This window comes from Pseudomonas khavaziana, from assembly GCF_036704165.1.
In the GTDB taxonomy this organism is placed as follows: Bacteria; Pseudomonadota; Gammaproteobacteria; order Pseudomonadales; family Pseudomonadaceae; genus Aquipseudomonas; species Aquipseudomonas khavaziana.
In genome coordinates this window covers 790,742-804,981 of sequence record NZ_CP129946.1, presented here as the reverse complement: position 1 = coordinate 804,981, position 14,240 = coordinate 790,742, and the positions used below count along the sequence as shown (strand labels likewise).

13 protein-coding genes are annotated in these 14,240 nt (G+C 61.2%); 1 reads left to right on the top strand and 12 read right to left on the bottom strand.

Annotated elements, in window-relative coordinates; translation table 11 throughout:
- Nucleotides 1-96 precede the first annotated feature (96 nt).
- The 11 genes from QYQ93_RS03485 to QYQ93_RS03435 all read right to left on the bottom strand — a co-directional run bounded on the left by QYQ93_RS03485 (nt 97) and on the right by QYQ93_RS03435 (nt 12,373).
- Complete coding sequence (locus QYQ93_RS03485; RefSeq protein WP_043047871.1) at nt 97-1,386, bottom strand: adenylosuccinate synthase; 1,290 nt, start codon at nt 1,384-1,386, stop codon at nt 97-99.
- 54 nt (nt 1,387-1,440) lie between these two features.
- Nucleotides 1,441-2,628, bottom strand: coding sequence for an ATP phosphoribosyltransferase regulatory subunit (locus QYQ93_RS03480; RefSeq protein WP_338476339.1), 1,188 nt, complete (start codon nt 2,626-2,628; stop codon nt 1,441-1,443).
- 293 nt (nt 2,629-2,921) lie between these two features.
- Entirely contained in the window at nt 2,922-3,788 is an 867-nt protein-coding gene (hflC, locus tag QYQ93_RS03475; protein ID WP_010213607.1) for a protease modulator HflC, read from the bottom strand.
- Complete coding sequence (gene hflK, locus QYQ93_RS03470) at nt 3,788-4,963, bottom strand: FtsH protease activity modulator HflK (RefSeq protein WP_043047874.1); 1,176 nt, start codon at nt 4,961-4,963, stop codon at nt 3,788-3,790. Before hflK ends, hflC begins: the two co-directional genes overlap by 1 nt.
- A 96-nt stretch (nt 4,964-5,059) precedes the next feature.
- Entirely contained in the window at nt 5,060-6,361 is a 1,302-nt protein-coding gene (hflX, locus tag QYQ93_RS03465) for a ribosome rescue GTPase HflX (protein WP_043047876.1), read from the bottom strand.
- 12 nt (nt 6,362-6,373) lie between these two features.
- Nucleotides 6,374-6,634 (bottom strand): RNA chaperone Hfq, encoded by a 261-nt coding sequence (gene hfq / locus QYQ93_RS03460; RefSeq protein WP_003188059.1) that lies wholly within the window; start codon nt 6,632-6,634, stop codon nt 6,374-6,376.
- Nucleotides 6,635-6,728: 94 nt separating this feature from the next.
- Nucleotides 6,729-7,700: a tRNA (adenosine(37)-N6)-dimethylallyltransferase MiaA gene (gene miaA / locus QYQ93_RS03455; RefSeq protein ID WP_338476337.1), complete on the bottom strand. Its 972-nt coding sequence runs from the start codon at nt 7,698-7,700 to the stop codon at nt 6,729-6,731.
- Complete coding sequence (gene mutL, locus QYQ93_RS03450; protein ID WP_043047878.1) at nt 7,700-9,616, bottom strand: DNA mismatch repair endonuclease MutL; 1,917 nt, start codon at nt 9,614-9,616, stop codon at nt 7,700-7,702. Before mutL ends, miaA begins: the two co-directional genes overlap by 1 nt.
- Nucleotides 9,616-11,037, bottom strand: coding sequence for an N-acetylmuramoyl-L-alanine amidase (locus QYQ93_RS03445; protein WP_032878208.1), 1,422 nt, complete (start codon nt 11,035-11,037; stop codon nt 9,616-9,618). Before QYQ93_RS03445 ends, mutL begins: the two co-directional genes overlap by 1 nt.
- A 17-nt stretch (nt 11,038-11,054) precedes the next feature.
- Nucleotides 11,055-11,525, bottom strand: a complete 471-nt coding sequence (gene tsaE, locus QYQ93_RS03440; RefSeq protein WP_217881325.1) for a tRNA (adenosine(37)-N6)-threonylcarbamoyltransferase complex ATPase subunit type 1 TsaE — start codon at nt 11,523-11,525, stop codon at nt 11,055-11,057.
- Nucleotides 11,513-12,373 (bottom strand): NAD(P)H-hydrate dehydratase, encoded by an 861-nt coding sequence (locus QYQ93_RS03435; protein ID WP_043047885.1) that lies wholly within the window; start codon nt 12,371-12,373, stop codon nt 11,513-11,515. Before QYQ93_RS03435 ends, tsaE begins: the two co-directional genes overlap by 13 nt.
- Before the next feature lie 63 nt (nt 12,374-12,436).
- Between QYQ93_RS03435 and queG the strand changes: the two genes are divergently transcribed.
- Nucleotides 12,437-13,501, top strand: a complete 1,065-nt coding sequence (gene queG / locus QYQ93_RS03430; protein ID WP_043047887.1) for a tRNA epoxyqueuosine(34) reductase QueG — start codon at nt 12,437-12,439, stop codon at nt 13,499-13,501.
- On the opposite strand, the gene QYQ93_RS03425 is transcribed toward queG, so the two are convergent.
- Nucleotides 13,498-14,115: a trimeric intracellular cation channel family protein gene (locus QYQ93_RS03425; protein WP_172833454.1), complete on the bottom strand. Its 618-nt coding sequence runs from the start codon at nt 14,113-14,115 to the stop codon at nt 13,498-13,500. The genes queG and QYQ93_RS03425 overlap by 4 nt on opposite strands.
- Nucleotides 14,116-14,240 lie beyond the last annotated feature (125 nt).

Here is a 14,240-nt window from a genome sequence, read left to right as displayed (position 1 = left end):
CGAAAGAGAGAAACACAGCAAGGGTCGTGCCGCTTGCCAGACAGAAACGACAAAGGGCTCCCGAAGGAGCCCTTTGCTTTTTACATCAACAGCTTATTAAGCGAACGGGTGACGCAGCACGATGGTTTCGTTGCGGTCCGGGCCCGTCGAAATAATGTCGATCGGTGCGCCGATCAACGCTTCAACACGCTTGATGTAGGCACGGGCGTTGGCTGGCAGTTCTTCCAGGGTCTTGGCACCCACGGTCGATTCGGTCCAGCCTGGCACTTCTTCGTACACAGGCTGCAGGCCTACGTAGCTGTCGGCGTCGGTCGGAGCGACATCGTTGCCTTCTGCATCTTTGTAACCGATGCAGATGTTGATGGTTTCCAGACCGTCGAGGACGTCCAGCTTGGTCAGGCAGATGCCCGAGATGCTGTTCACATCGATAGCGCGACGCAGGATAACGGCGTCGAACCAGCCACAACGGCGAGCACGGCCGGTGGTTGCGCCGAACTCGTGACCTTGCTTGGCCAGGTGTGCACCGACGTCGTCGAACAGCTCAGTCGGGAATGGACCCGAACCGACACGGGTGGTGTAGGCCTTGGTGATGCCCAGGATGTAGTCCAGGAACATCGGGCCAACGCCTGAACCTGTGGCGACGCCGCCAGCGGTGGTGTTAGAGCTGGTGACGTACGGGTAGGTACCGTGGTCGATGTCCAGCAGCGAACCCTGGGCGCCTTCGAACATGATGTCTTTGCCGGCGCGACGCAGGTCATGCAGCTCGGCGGTCACGTCCAGCATCAGCGGCTTGAGCAGTTCAGCGTATTCCTTGCACTCGGCCAGGGTCTTCTCGAACTCGATGGCCGGCTCTTTGTAGTAACCCACCAGCATGAAGTTGTGGTAATCCACCAGTTCACGCAGCTTGTCTTCAAAGCGCGGCATGTTGAGCAGGTCGCCTACACGCAGGCCACGACGGGCTACCTTGTCTTCGTAGGCCGGGCCGATACCGCGACCGGTAGTACCGATCTTCAGCTCGCCACGGGCCTTTTCACGGGCCTGGTCCAGCGCAACGTGGAAGGACAGGATCAGCGGGCAGGACGGGCTGATACGCAGGCGCTCACGCACCGGCACGCCTTTCTCTTCCAGCTTGATGATCTCGCGTAGCAGGGCATCAGGTGCGACCACCACGCCGTTGCCGATCAGGCACTGCACACCTTCGCGCAGTACGCCCGAGGGGATCAGGTGCAAGACGGTTTTTTCGCCATCGATGACCAGGGTGTGGCCAGCGTTGTGGCCACCTTGGTAGCGCACTACGGCGGCAGCATGTTCGGTCAGCAGATCAACGATCTTGCCTTTGCCCTCATCACCCCATTGGGTGCCCAGGACTACGACATTCTTACCCATAACACTTGTCCTCATTCGCGCAAACTTGGTGCCGGCGATGGCCGGCAGGAAAACTCAAGAAGCCAGTGGCGTTACTTGCCAAAGCCCGTTCTGCTGAATCAATTGCCGGTCGCAGTCCGCTTCACGGGCGGCGGCCAATGGCTGCCCAGGCAAGGCCTGGACTACACGCTGACCCTCACTGCGTAACTGGCAAACCTGCTGCCAGAGCGCTGCGTCCGTACTGTCGGGCATCCAGATGCCACCAGACGGCAGCTCGACCTCAGCACGCCCCAGGGTCACCAGGGTTTTCAAATCGGTGGAAAAACCAGTGGCCGGACGCGCACGACCGAAGTCAGCGCCGATATCGTCATAACGACCACCCTGGGCGATGGCTTGGCCAACACCCGGGACAAATACCGCGAACACCACACCGGTGTGGTAGTGGTAGCCGCGCAACTCACCCAGATCAAAATACAGCGGCAGCTGCGGGAACCGCGCCGACAGGCGCTCGGCGATTGCCAGCACGTCATCCAGCGCGGCCAATACCGGCGCTGGCGCCTTGGCCAGGCGCTCACGTGCAGCCGACAGCACTTCACGGCCACCGCACAGATCCACCAGCGCACGCAGCATGCCGGCCAGATCCGCAGGTACACCCTCGGTGAGGGCGACCACTTCATCGATGGCCTTGCGTTGCAGGGCATCGAACAACTGCTGCTCTACTTCGCCGGACAACCCGGCCGCACGGGCCAGGCCGCGGTAGATACCGACGTGCCCCAGGTCCATGTGCACAGCCGGCACGTCAGCCAGTTGCAGCATGGCCAGCATCAGGCTGATCACTTCAACGTCGCTGCTCGGGCTGGCATCGCCGTACAACTCGGCGCCCAACTGGATCGGGCTACGGGAAGACGACAAGGCACGCGGCTGGGCATGTAGCACGCTGCCGGCGTAGCACAGGCGGGTTGGACCTTCGCGGCGCAGAGTGTGCGCATCGATGCGCGCCACTTGCGGCGTGATGTCGGCACGGAACCCCATCTGCCGGCCCGATTGCGGATCGATGACCTTGAAGGTACGCAAATCCAGGTCCTGGCCCGCGCCGGTCAGCAGGGATTCCAGGTACTCGATATGGGGAGTCACGACAAACTCGTAACCCCAGCTCTGGAACAGATCCAACACCTGGCGACGCGCTATTTCAATGCGCGCAGCTTCTGGTGGCAGTACTTCTTCGATGCCATCTGGCAGCAGCCAGCGGTCTACCGTTGCCATTACGCCATTCCCCTATGATCCGGGCGGCCAGCCCTCGGCCGAACCTTGAGTGAAGCAGAAAATACCCGCCCCCTGCATAAACCACGCGCAAGAGCGACGTGACGAATGGCCTGTAACCGGCCTCGTCGGGCACTTTCCTCGAAAAACCTGTCACGCCTGCCGAATCAAACATGCAGACGCAAAAAAGCCGGGAATTTCCCGGCTGCCGCATCATACACCCGTTTTCTGAAAGGAGCACCCCGCCAGGCATTTTAGCCGCCCGACGGAGTGCGTCCTACAGAATCAAAGGCTGGTTACTTGGACTTTTCCAGGTAGCGGAAGAAGTCGCTGCTTGGGTCCAGCACCATGACGTCGGTTTTATTCGCGAAGCTTTCACGGTAGGCGCGCAGGCTACGGTAGAACGCGTAGAACTCCTGGTCCTGGCCGTAGGCCTTGGCGTAGATCGCCGCGGCTTGGGCATCACCATCACCACGGGCCTCTTCAGACTCGCGATAGGCTTCTGCCAGCAGGACACGGCGCTGACGGTCGGCATCCGCACGGATACCCTCTGCCAGCTCGTTACCCTTGGCGCGGTGCTCACGGGCCTCGCGCTCACGCTCGGTGCTCATGCGCTCGAACACGCTGCGGTTGACTTCCTTGGGCAGGTCAATGGCCTTGACCCGGACATCGACCACTTCGATACCCAGCTCTTTTTCCGCCATGGTGTTCAACGAACGCGTGATGTCAGCCATCAGCGCATCCCGCTCACCGGATACCACCTCGTGCAGGGTGCGTTTACCAAACTGGTCACGCAGGCCCGATTCCAGACGACGCGAGAGACGCTCGTCAGCAATCTGCTTGAGGCCGGAGGTCGCGGTGTAGAAGCGCTCGGCATCCTTGACGCGCCACTTGGCGTAGGCGTCAACCATCACGGCTTTCTTTTCCAGGGTCAGGAAGCGCTGTGTCGGTGCATCCAGGGTCATCAGGCGGGCGTCGAACTTGCGCACCTGGTTGACGTAGGGGACCTTCACATGCAGGCCCGGCTGGACATCCGCCTGGACCACGCGACCGAATTGCAGCAGCACCGCACGCTCGGTCTGAGCCACGATGTAGAAGCAGTTCCAGGCAGCGATGACCACGACGACGCCCACAATCAGGGCGGTCAGCGATTTATTGCTCATCAACGACTCTCCCTGGTACGTGTTTGCTGTTGCAGCAAGTCAGCGGCCGCACGGGCGCTCGCTTCGTTGGCAGCGGCATTGGAACCGGTAGACGGTGCGCTGGTGCCACTACGACCACCTTCGATCATCTTGTCCAGCGGCAGGTACAGCAGGTTGTTCTGCCCACCCTTGCTGCCAGTCACGAGAACCTTGCTGGTGTTACTGAAGACTTCCTGCATGGTGTCCAGGTACAGACGCTCGCGGGTGACTTCCGGCGCCTTGCGGTACTCGGCCACCAGCTTGGTAAAGCGATCCGCCTCACCCTTGGCGCGGGAGACCACTTCATCGCGGTAGCCATTGGCATCCTCGATGATGCGCTGGGCCTGACCACGGGCTTCCGGCACGACGCCGTTGGCGTAGGTTTCAGCCTGGTTGCGCGAACGCTGCTCGTCTTCACGGGCGCGGATCACGTCGTCAAAGGCTTCCTGCACTTCACGCGGTGCCGCTGCGCTCTGTACGTTTACCTGGGTGACGGTGATACCGGTGCGATAGGTATCGAGGAAGCGTTGCAGCCGCTCCTTGATTTCACTGGCCATCAATTCACGACCTTCGGTGAGCACCTGGTCCATGGCGGTGGAACCCACCACGTGGCGCAGGGCACTTTCGGTTGCGTGTTGCAGGCTGATTTCCGGCTGGTCGACGTTCAGAACGAAGTCCTGCAGGTTGCTGATCTTGTACTGCACGGTCAGCGGCACTTCGACGATGTTCTCGTCTTCGGTCAGCATCTGGCCCTGCTTGGTGTACGCCCGCTCACGCGTGACGTTCTCCATGTACTTCTTGTCGATCGGCGGGAAATAGATATTCAGGCCCGGGCCGACGGTCTCGTAGTACTTGCCGAAGCGCAGCACCACGGCCTGCTCCTGCTCGTCCACGACGTATACCGCACTGTAGAGCCATACGGCCGCCAGCACGACAAGACCCAGGCCCAACAGGCCATAGCCACCGCCCTTGCTTGTGCGACCGCCGTCGTCACCACCACGTTTTTTTCCACCACCGAACAACCCATTCAGGCTTTCCTGCAGCTTTCGGAAGGCCTCGTCGAGATCCGGTGGCCCCTTGCGGTCGCCATTATTGCGGCGCTTACCACCCCAAGGATCCTGATTATTCGAGTTGCCACCCGGCTCATTCCAAGCCATAGCGCTCTCCATCTGATAAAGCAAAGACGCACCCACGGCGCGCCGACCAATGCTACAGAATGCCTGCTACCGCGGCACAACCGCTTTAGGAGGCTTTTATTGCAAAGTGTGTTGTTCGATGAACTCTGCCGGTACAACACCCTCGCGACTGACCAGCCGATTGAGCTCCGAGCGCGGCAATCGAACGGCCAGCAAGCTGACACCTTCTTCGTCGTGTTCTTCTTTCTGTACCGCGCCCAACTCGAAAAACTGTGCACGCAGTCGAGCAAAACGCTGAGGCAAGCGCAAGGTGCCGACGAACAAATCGCTGCCGAGCAATTCGGCAATGGCTTGTTCAAGCAGCTCCAGACCACTGCCATCACGCGCCGACAACCAGACCCGTTGGGGCTTGCCGTTTTCGTCGCGCTGGATCTGTGGCTCAACGCCTTCAAGCAAATCGAGTTTGTTATAGACCTCGAGGATCGGCAAGTCCTGGGCACCAATCTCGCCCAGCACCACCATGACCTGTTCAATTTGCAGCATGCGATCCGGTTCGGCCGCATCGATCACGTGCAAGAGCAGGTCGGAATTGCTCGACTCTTCGAGCGTAGACCGAAATGCCTCGACCAGCTTGTGCGGCAAGTGACGAATGAAACCCACGGTGTCGGCCAGGACAATCGGCCCCAGGTCGTCGATATCCAGGCGGCGCAGGGTCGGGTCGAGGGTTGCGAACAGCTGGTCGGCCGCGTACACGTCCGATTTCGTCACGTTGTTGAACAGCGTGGATTTGCCGGCGTTGGTATAACCCACCAAGGAAACGGTAGGGATATCCGCGCGGGTACGGCCACGTCGCGATTGCTCGCGCTGGCTGCGCACTTTCTCCAGGCGGCCCTTGATCTGGCGCAGGCGAACCCGCAGCAGACGCCGGTCGGTTTCCAACTGGGTTTCACCGGGACCACGCATGCCGATACCGCCACCTTGACGCTCAAGGTGCGTCCAGCCGCGAACCAGGCGGGTGCTCATGTGGTCAAGCTGGGCCAGTTCGACCTGGAGCTTGCCTTCATGGGTACGGGCGCGCTGGGCAAAAATATCGAGGATCAGGCCGGTACGGTCAATCACGCGACACTCGAAGACACGTTCGAGGTTACGTTCCTGACTGGGCGTGAGAATGTGATTGAAGATCACCAGATCGGCTTCTTCGGCGTGGACCAGGTCGCGCAGTTCCTCGACCTTGCCGCTGCCTATCAGGTATTTGGCGGTTGGCCGATGACGCGGCACGTTAAAAAACGCAACGGTCTCGGCGCCGGCCGAATTTGCCAACTCCTGAAACTCCTGCGGATCTTCGCGCGCCTCAGGGTCCTGTCCATCCAAGTGAACGAGGATTACTCGCTCACCACCACCGTGGCGCTCAAAGAACAAAGGAGACTCCTATCAGGCGTTACCTGGCTCAGCGTCACCCTGTTCGTCACCTGCTGCGCTAGGCAGACGGATTGGACGAACTGGAACGACTGTCGAGATAGCGTGCTTGTAGACCATCTGGCTGACGGTGTTTTTCAGCAGGATCACGAACTGGTCGAACGACTCGATCGTACCTTGCAGCTTGATACCGTTGACCAGATAGATGGAAACCCCCACTTTCTCTTTACGTAAAGTATTCAAGTAAGGGTCTTGTAGCGAATGCCCTTTTGACATGTGCCGCACTCCTTTAAGGATCAATAATAAAAAATCGGAAAATAGATAGCTTATGGCCGCCACACCCCCAAGGATAGACGGCAATTGCAAGGACTCAGCTCAATATGGAGACCGTTCCCAAGTATTTCAAGGCGCGTGACAGATTGTCGCTGTCCAGGCTGTCCAACCAGTGCAAATCGCTCCAGCTGCGCAGCCAGGTGAACTGGCGCTTCGCCAATTGGCGCGTGGCAATGATGCCGCGCTCCTGCATTTCGGCTGACGTCAGCTTGCCATCCAGATGATCCCAGACTTGGCGGTAGCCTACAGCACGTATCGAAGGCAGCCCGGGATGCAGGTCACCTCTTGAACGCAGTGCTACGACCTCCTCCACAAACCCCTGTTCCAACATAATTGTGAATCTTTGTGCAATTCGTTCATGCAGCACCTGGCGATTTGCCGGAGCGATGGCCAGGTTCGCCACAGTATAGGGCAATTGTGGTTGTCCAGATGCGCCTGCATCAGCACTTTGCGCACTTTGTTTCAGCCTGTGTTCAGTCATGGTCCGGCCACTCACACGCCAGACTTCCAAGGCACGGGTGAGACGCTGGGGGTCATTGGGGTGAATACGCGCTGCGGACACCGGATCCACGGCCGCCAATTGCTCGTGCAGGGCTTGCCAGCCGAGGCGTGCAGCCTCTTCTTCGAGTTCGGCGCGCACTTGGGCATCGGCGGGCGGCATATCGGCCAGGCCTTCCTGCAAAGCCTTGTAGTAGAGCATCGTACCGCCCACCAGCAGCGGAATATTGCCCCGCGCGGTGATCTCGGCCATGGCCGCCAGGGCATCGGTACGAAAATCCGCGGCCGAATAGCTCTCGGCCGGGTCGATGATGTCGATCAAACGGTGCGGATACTGGGCCAACAACGCTTTCGACGGCTTGGCCGTACCAATGTCCATGTCCCGGTAAACCAGGGCAGAGTCAACGCTGATCAGCTCGCAGGGCAACACCTTGGTCAGCTCGATGGCCAGGTCGGTCTTGCCGGCGGCCGTGGGGCCCATCAGGAAGATTGCGGGGGGCAAGGCACTCATCAACGGCCGCGCAGGAAGAGTTTGTCCAGATCGTCCAGGCCCATCTGGGTCCAGGTCGGTCGGCCATGGTTGCATTGGCCGCTGCGCTCGGTGTTTTCCATGTCACGCAGCAGGCCGTTCATTTCCGGCAGGGCCAGGCGACGATTGGCGCGGATGGCGCCGTGGCAAGCCATGGTGCCGAGCAGCTCATTGATATGTGCCTGGATACGGTCACTGGTGCCGTATTCCATCAGGTCTGCCAGCACGTCGGCCACCAGGCGGTTGGCCTCAGCCTGTTTGAGCAACGCGGGAATCTGCCGGATCGCCAGGGTTTCCGGACCCAGACGCTGCAATTCGAAGCCAAGTTTCTGGAACACACTGTGATGCTCTTCAGCGCAATCGGCCTCGCGCTGGCTCACCGCCAGGGATTCCGGCACCAACAGCGGCTGGCCGCTGAGGCCTTCGCTGGCCATGGCGATTTTCAAGCGCTCGTACATTATTCGTTCGTGGGCGGCGTGCATATCCACCAGCACCAGGCCATGAGCGTTTTCAGCGAGGATATAGATGCCCTTGAGCTGCGCCAGGGCGTAACCCAATGGCGGGATATCGCCGCCGCCTTCCGGCAATGAAGGAGCAATACCCGGCTCGGCGCCCGGCAGCGGCGCAAAAAACTCACGGTACGCCGCCTGGGCCTCGGCCACAGGCACCGTCGATTGCGGGCGCGGCGTGTATTGATACTGATAGCCCGCACCGGCCCCCGAGTTCGGCGCCGTGTAGGTCGGTTGCGACTGCGGCGATTGCAACAGATTGGCGGCCAGGCTCATTTCACCCTGGGGGCCAAACTCTCCGGCTTCCGGGCCAGTTGGCCGTACCACGGCCGTGACAATCGGCGCTGACAGTTGGTCGTCCGGACGCACATCGCCCAGGGCGCGGTGCAGCGTGCCATACAGGAAGTCATGCACCATGCGCCCGTCGCGGAAGCGTACTTCGTGCTTGGTCGGGTGCACGTTGACGTCGACCACCGACGGGTCGACCTCAAAGAACAGCACAAACGTCGGATGCCGCCCGTTGAACAGCACATCGCGGTAGGCCTGGCGCACCGCGTGGGCCACCAGCTTGTCGCGTACCGCACGGCCGTTCACAAAGAAATACTGCAAGTCGGCCTGGCTACGGGAAAACGTCGGCAAACCGACCCAGCCCCACAGCCTCAGGCCATTGCGTTCGATCTCAATCGGCAGTGCCTGCTCCAGGAACCCGCCACCGCACACTGCCGCCACCCGGCGAGCGCGTGCGGCGTCGTCGTGGGCTTCGTGCAGGCTGAGGATGGTCTTGCCGTTGTGGCGCAGATGAAACGCCACATCGAAGCGCGCCAGGGCCAGGCGCTTGATGACTTCCTGCAGGTGGTCGAATTCGGTTTTCTCGGCCTTGAGGAATTTGCGCCGTGCCGGGGTGTTGAAGAACAGGTCGCGTACTTCCACCGAAGTGCCCACCGGGTGCGCCGCCGGCTGAACCCGAGGCGCCATGTCGCGGCCTTCGGTTTCCACTTGCCAGGCTTGCTCGGCACTGCGGGTGCGTGAGGTCAAGGTCAGGCGGGCCACGGAGCTGATGGAGGCCAGTGCCTCACCGCGAAAGCCCAGGCTCATGACCCGCTCCAAGTCTTCCAGGTCGCGGATCTTGCTGGTGGCGTGACGGGCCAGGGCCAGCGGCAGGTCGTCGGCGGAGATGCCGCTGCCGTCATCACGTACCCGCAGCAGCTTGACGCCGCCCTGCTCCACGTCGACATCGATGCGCTTGGCGCCGGAGTCGATGCTGTTTTCCAGCAACTCCTTGATCACCGAAGCCGGGCGCTCAACCACCTCACCGGCGGCGATCTGGTTGGCAAGACGCGGGCTGAGCAATTCAATGCGCGAGCCGCTGTTCAAGATGGTTTCGCTCATTACTGTGCCGCCAGTTCAGTGCCGGGGATGGTCAACACCTGGCCGATCTTCAACTCATCGGTTTTAAGGTTATTGGCACTGCGCAAGGCCGCAGGCGTGACCTGGAAACGTACTGCCAGCATGGCCACGGTGTCACCGGGCTGCACGCGATGGTCACGCGGGCCCTGGGCGATCTTGCCGGAGTCGCGCAGCCAGGCGATATAGGTGCCCGGCGGCGGGTTCTGCTGGAAGAACTGGCGCACGCCGGCGCTGATCGAGCGTGCCAACGCCTGCTGATGGCTGGCGCTGGCCAGCTTCGAGGCTTCGTTGGCGTTGGAGATAAACCCGGTTTCCACCAGGATCGACGGGATGTCCGGCGACTTCAACACCATGAACCCGGCCTGCTCCACGCGCTGTTTGTGCAGCGAGGTCACGCGACCGATGTTGCTCAGGACTTTCTGGCCGACGTTCAGGCTGGAGGTCAGCGAGGCGGTCATCGACAGGTCGAGCAGTACGCCGGCGAGCATCTTGTCCTTATCATCGAGGGACACGTTGCCGGCCCCGCCAATCAAGTCGGAACGGTTTTCGCTGTCGGCCAGCCAGCGTGCGGTCTCGGAGGTGGCGCCGCGATCCGACAAGGCAAACACCGAAGCACCAAAGGCGGCGGTGGACGGCGCGGCGTCGGCGTGGATCGACACGAACAGGTCCGCGCCCTTCTTACGGGCAATTTCGGTACGGCCACGCAACGGAATGAAGTAGTCACCGGTACGGGTCAACTCGGCGCGGTAGCCTTTCATGCCATTGACCTGGCGCTGCAGCTCGCGGGCAATCGCCAGTACCACGTCCTTCTCATGCTGGCCGCGGGAGCCGGAGGCACCAGGGTCTTCGCCACCGTGGCCGGCGTCGATCACCACGATGATGTCGCGCTTGCCGGCCGGTGCGGGCGGCGGCGGTGGCAGCTTGACCTGGGGTTGCGAGGGGTTGACCGGTACTGCGGGCACCGTCGCCACGCTCGGCGTCGGCGCAGGCGGCGGTGCGGCGTCGGCAGGGTTGTCGAACAGGTCGACCACCAGGCGGTTGCCGTATTGGGCGTTGGGCGCCAGGGAAAAGCTTTTGGGGGTCACGGCCTTTTTCAGGTCGATGACCACGCGCAGGTCGGTCGGCGTACGCTGGGCCGAGCGCATGGCGGTAATAGGCGTGTTGGCGGTAGAAACTTTCAGCGGCGCGGCCAGGCTGGCACCGTTGATGTCTATCACCAGGCGATCAGGCGCCGTCAGGGTAAAGACGCTGTGCTGGACCGGGCCAGACAGGTCGAACACCAGTCGCGTGTTATCCGGAGCTCGCCACAGGCGAACGCTCTTTACCTGTGAAGCAGCCAGAGCATTGACAGTCATTGCCGCAAGCAACACCCCCACGACAGCAACCAACGCGCGAAAGCGCATACCTAACCCCACCAATTTTATTTGAATTCCAATGCCAGAGTGGCGCACCACGCTTTAGCGCGCTCGCTCTGGGGCAACAACTTCAGCTGACGTCCGTGCTCATGCGGCGTAATGGTAATGGTCATGTCTGGCTTTGGCAAAAAGCCTGTGCCTTTATCTGGCCATTCGATCAGGCATAGCGCATCTTCGTCGAAATAATCACGGATGCCCATGAACTCCAGCTCTTCGGGATCTACCAGACGGTAGAGGTCGAAGTGGAAGGCACGCACGTCACCGATCTCGTAGGGCTCTACCAAAGTGAACGTCGGGCTTTTCACCGCGCCCGTATGGCCCAGACCGCGAATAATTCCTCGCGACAGCGTGGTCTTGCCGGCCCCAAGGTCACCCTCGAGAAAAATCAATCCGGCCCCGGCGGTGACCTGCGAGATGCGTTGACCGAACGCAACCATGGCGTCTTCATTCGCCAGGAAAAGCACTAATTCAGGCACGGCGACTGCTCCTCCAGCAATTGACGAATGGCAGGTATCAGGTCGCTGGCCGCCAGCCCGCGACCAAAACTGCCTTGGCGATCCCCCGCAGTGGCATGCAACCACACGGCCAGGCAGCTTGCGTCATACGCGGGCATACCCTGGGCCAACAAGGCACCGACCAGGCCCGCCAGGACATCACCGAGCCCCGCCGTCGCCATGGCCGGGTGGCCTTGATCACAGCGGGCAACCCGCCCGTCAGGGCTGGCAATCAAACTGCCAGCCCCCTTGAGGATAGCCACGGCATTGAATTTCTCGCTCAACGCGCGCGCCACCTTAAGGCGGTCCGCCTGAACCTCGGCTGTCGAAATGCCCAACAACCGCGCTGCTTCACCTGGATGCGGGGTGATCACGCTATTGGCAGGAAGGCTGACGCTGCCTGTGGCCAGCTGATTCAAGGCGTCAGCATCCCAGACCTGCGGCTGCTGGGCATTGGCCGCCACGGACAGCAGGCTTTTGCCCCACGCCGCAGCGCCCAAGCCCGGGCCAATCACGATGACCGAGATTTTTTCAAGCAGGCTCATCAACTGGTTGGCAGAGCTGACGCCCACCGTCATCACTTCCGGCAGCCGTGCCAGCGCCGCCGGCACATGCTCAGGGCGGGTCGCCAGGGACACCATACCGGCACCGCTGCGCAAGGCACTTTCGCCACTGAGCAACGCCGCACCGCCAAAGCCGCGATCGCCGCCGATGACCAATAGATGCCCGTACAGGCCCTTATGGGCGTTCGGGGAACGCGCAGCCAGTTGCGGCAAATGGCCAGGCAACAGGGGCTGCACGTCGGTTATTTCGTGTTTTGTCTGAGGCATGCGTCTTCAAGCTCCGATGTCTGGCAGAATTATACGCATCTAACCTGTGGTTTCCCGTGTCTCATGCCTGCTATTACCTCCGATCTGCCCGCCCTCGCCCAATCGATCAAAGACTGGGGCCGCGAGCTGGGCTTTCAGCAAGTCGGCATCAGCGGCCTCGACCTGGCTGAGCATGAACAGCACCTGCAACGCTGGCTCGACGCGGGCTACCACGGCGAGATGGACTACATGGGCGCCCACGGCAGCAAGCGTTCGCACCCCGACCAACTGGTGCCCGGCACCTTGCGCGTGGTATCGCTGCGCATGGACTACCTGCCCGGCGATACCCAGATGGCGCAACTGCTGGCCAAGCCGGAAAAAGCCTACATCTCGCGCTACGCCCTGGGCCGCGACTACCACAAGCTGATCCGCAAACGCGTGCAGCAATTGGCCGATCGCATCCAGGCACAGATCGGCCCCTTCGGCTTTCGGGCCTTTGTCGACAGCGCCCCCGTATTGGAAAAAGCCATCGCCGAACAAGCCGGCCTGGGCTGGATCGGTAAAAACACCCTGGTACTCAATCGGAAGGCCGGCAGCTATTTCTTCCTGAGCGAACTGTTTGTGGATCTGCCGCTGCCGGTGGACCCACCCCACGCCACCGAACACTGTGGCCGCTGCACCGCCTGCCTGGACATCTGCCCCACCAATGCCTTCGTCGGCCCTTATGTGCTGGACGCCCGGCGCTGCATTTCCTACCTGACCATCGAACTCAAGAGCGCCATCCCCGAGGACCTGCGCTCGTTGATCGGCAACCGCGTATTTGGCTGCGATGACTGTCAGATCGTTTGCCCGTGGAATCGTTTCGCCCGACCCACCGCTGAAAGCGATTTCAAGCCACGGCACAATCTGGATAACGCGGAACTTGCCGAACTGTTCATGTGGGACGAGGATAAATTCCTCAGCAGCACCGAAGGCTCACCCTTGCGCCGTGCCGGCTACGAGCGCTGGCTGCGCAACCTGGCGGTAGGCCTGGGTAATGCGCCGTCGAGCATACCGGTGCTGGAAGCCTTGAAGGCGCGGCGGAATTATCCGTCGGAGTTAGTGCGCGAGCATGTGGAATGGGCGCTGAACCAGCACGCGGCCCGCTAGTGTACGTCGTCGTTGTAGACGAACTTGGGCATTTCCCAGTGAAAACGGATCGCCAGCAGGCGCAATAAAAAGCCGCTGAATAGCGTCAGCAGAATCGCTTGTTCGCTGGGCAGCTCCAGATACAGGCACAGCAGATAGAACCACGCGGCCAGGAATGACACGCTGGCGTACAGCTCCCGGCGGAAGATCAGCGGAATGTCGTTACAGAAGATATCCCGCAGGATGCCGCCGAACACCCCAGTGATCACCCCGCTGACCGATGCCACTAGCATGCCGTGGCCCATTTCCAGAGCGGTCATGCAGCCGATCAGGGTAAATGCCACCAAGCCCAAGGCGTCCAACGCCAAAAACAGCGAGCGAAGGCGGCGCATCAGCGGTGCGATAAAGATCGTCACCAACGCCGCGACGGAGGTGAGCACCAGGTATTCCGGGTGCTTGACCCACGTCAGCGGGTAATGGCCGAGCAATACATCGCGCACCGAACCACCGCCCAGGGCCGTCACACAGGCGATCAGCACCACGCCAAACCAATCCATGCCACGCCGACCGGCGGACAAGGCGCCAGTCATGGCTTCGGCCGTGATGGCGATGAGGTAGAGCATCAGCAACATGATGGCGATCCTTGCAGAGAGGCCGGCAGTCTAATCATTTGCTGATGGCACCAAAAGGGGGCGCTCGGAGATAAACCCAGTCGCCCGCCATCAGGGCAAGTGCCCTTCCACCTTTGGATTTGCAAATC

What these genes read in the sequence shown, in the direction of transcription:
- hflK (WP_043047874.1), bottom strand. Translation starts at nt 4,963, where the DNA reads ATGGCTTGGAATGAGCCGGGTGGCAACTCGAATAATCAGGATCCTTGG.
- miaA (WP_338476337.1), bottom strand. Translation starts at nt 7,700, where the DNA reads ATGAGTGCCTTGCCCCCCGCAATCTTCCTGATGGGCCCCACGGCCGCC.
- hflC (WP_010213607.1), bottom strand. Translation starts at nt 3,788, where the DNA reads ATGAGCAATAAATCGCTGACCGCCCTGATTGTGGGCGTCGTCGTGGTC.
- mutL (WP_043047878.1), bottom strand. Translation starts at nt 9,616, where the DNA reads ATGAGCGAAACCATCTTGAACAGCGGCTCGCGCATTGAATTGCTCAGC.
- QYQ93_RS03485 (WP_043047871.1), bottom strand. Translation starts at nt 1,386, where the DNA reads ATGGGTAAGAATGTCGTAGTCCTGGGCACCCAATGGGGTGATGAGGGC.
- QYQ93_RS03435 (WP_043047885.1), bottom strand. Translation starts at nt 12,373, where the DNA reads ATGCCTCAGACAAAACACGAAATAACCGACGTGCAGCCCCTGTTGCCT.
- QYQ93_RS03480 (WP_338476339.1), bottom strand. Translation starts at nt 2,628, where the DNA reads ATGGCAACGGTAGACCGCTGGCTGCTGCCAGATGGCATCGAAGAAGTA.
- hfq (WP_003188059.1), bottom strand. Translation starts at nt 6,634, where the DNA reads ATGTCAAAAGGGCATTCGCTACAAGACCCTTACTTGAATACTTTACGT.
- queG (WP_043047887.1), top strand. Translation starts at nt 12,437, where the DNA reads ATGCCTGCTATTACCTCCGATCTGCCCGCCCTCGCCCAATCGATCAAA.
- QYQ93_RS03445 (WP_032878208.1), bottom strand. Translation starts at nt 11,037, where the DNA reads ATGCGCTTTCGCGCGTTGGTTGCTGTCGTGGGGGTGTTGCTTGCGGCA.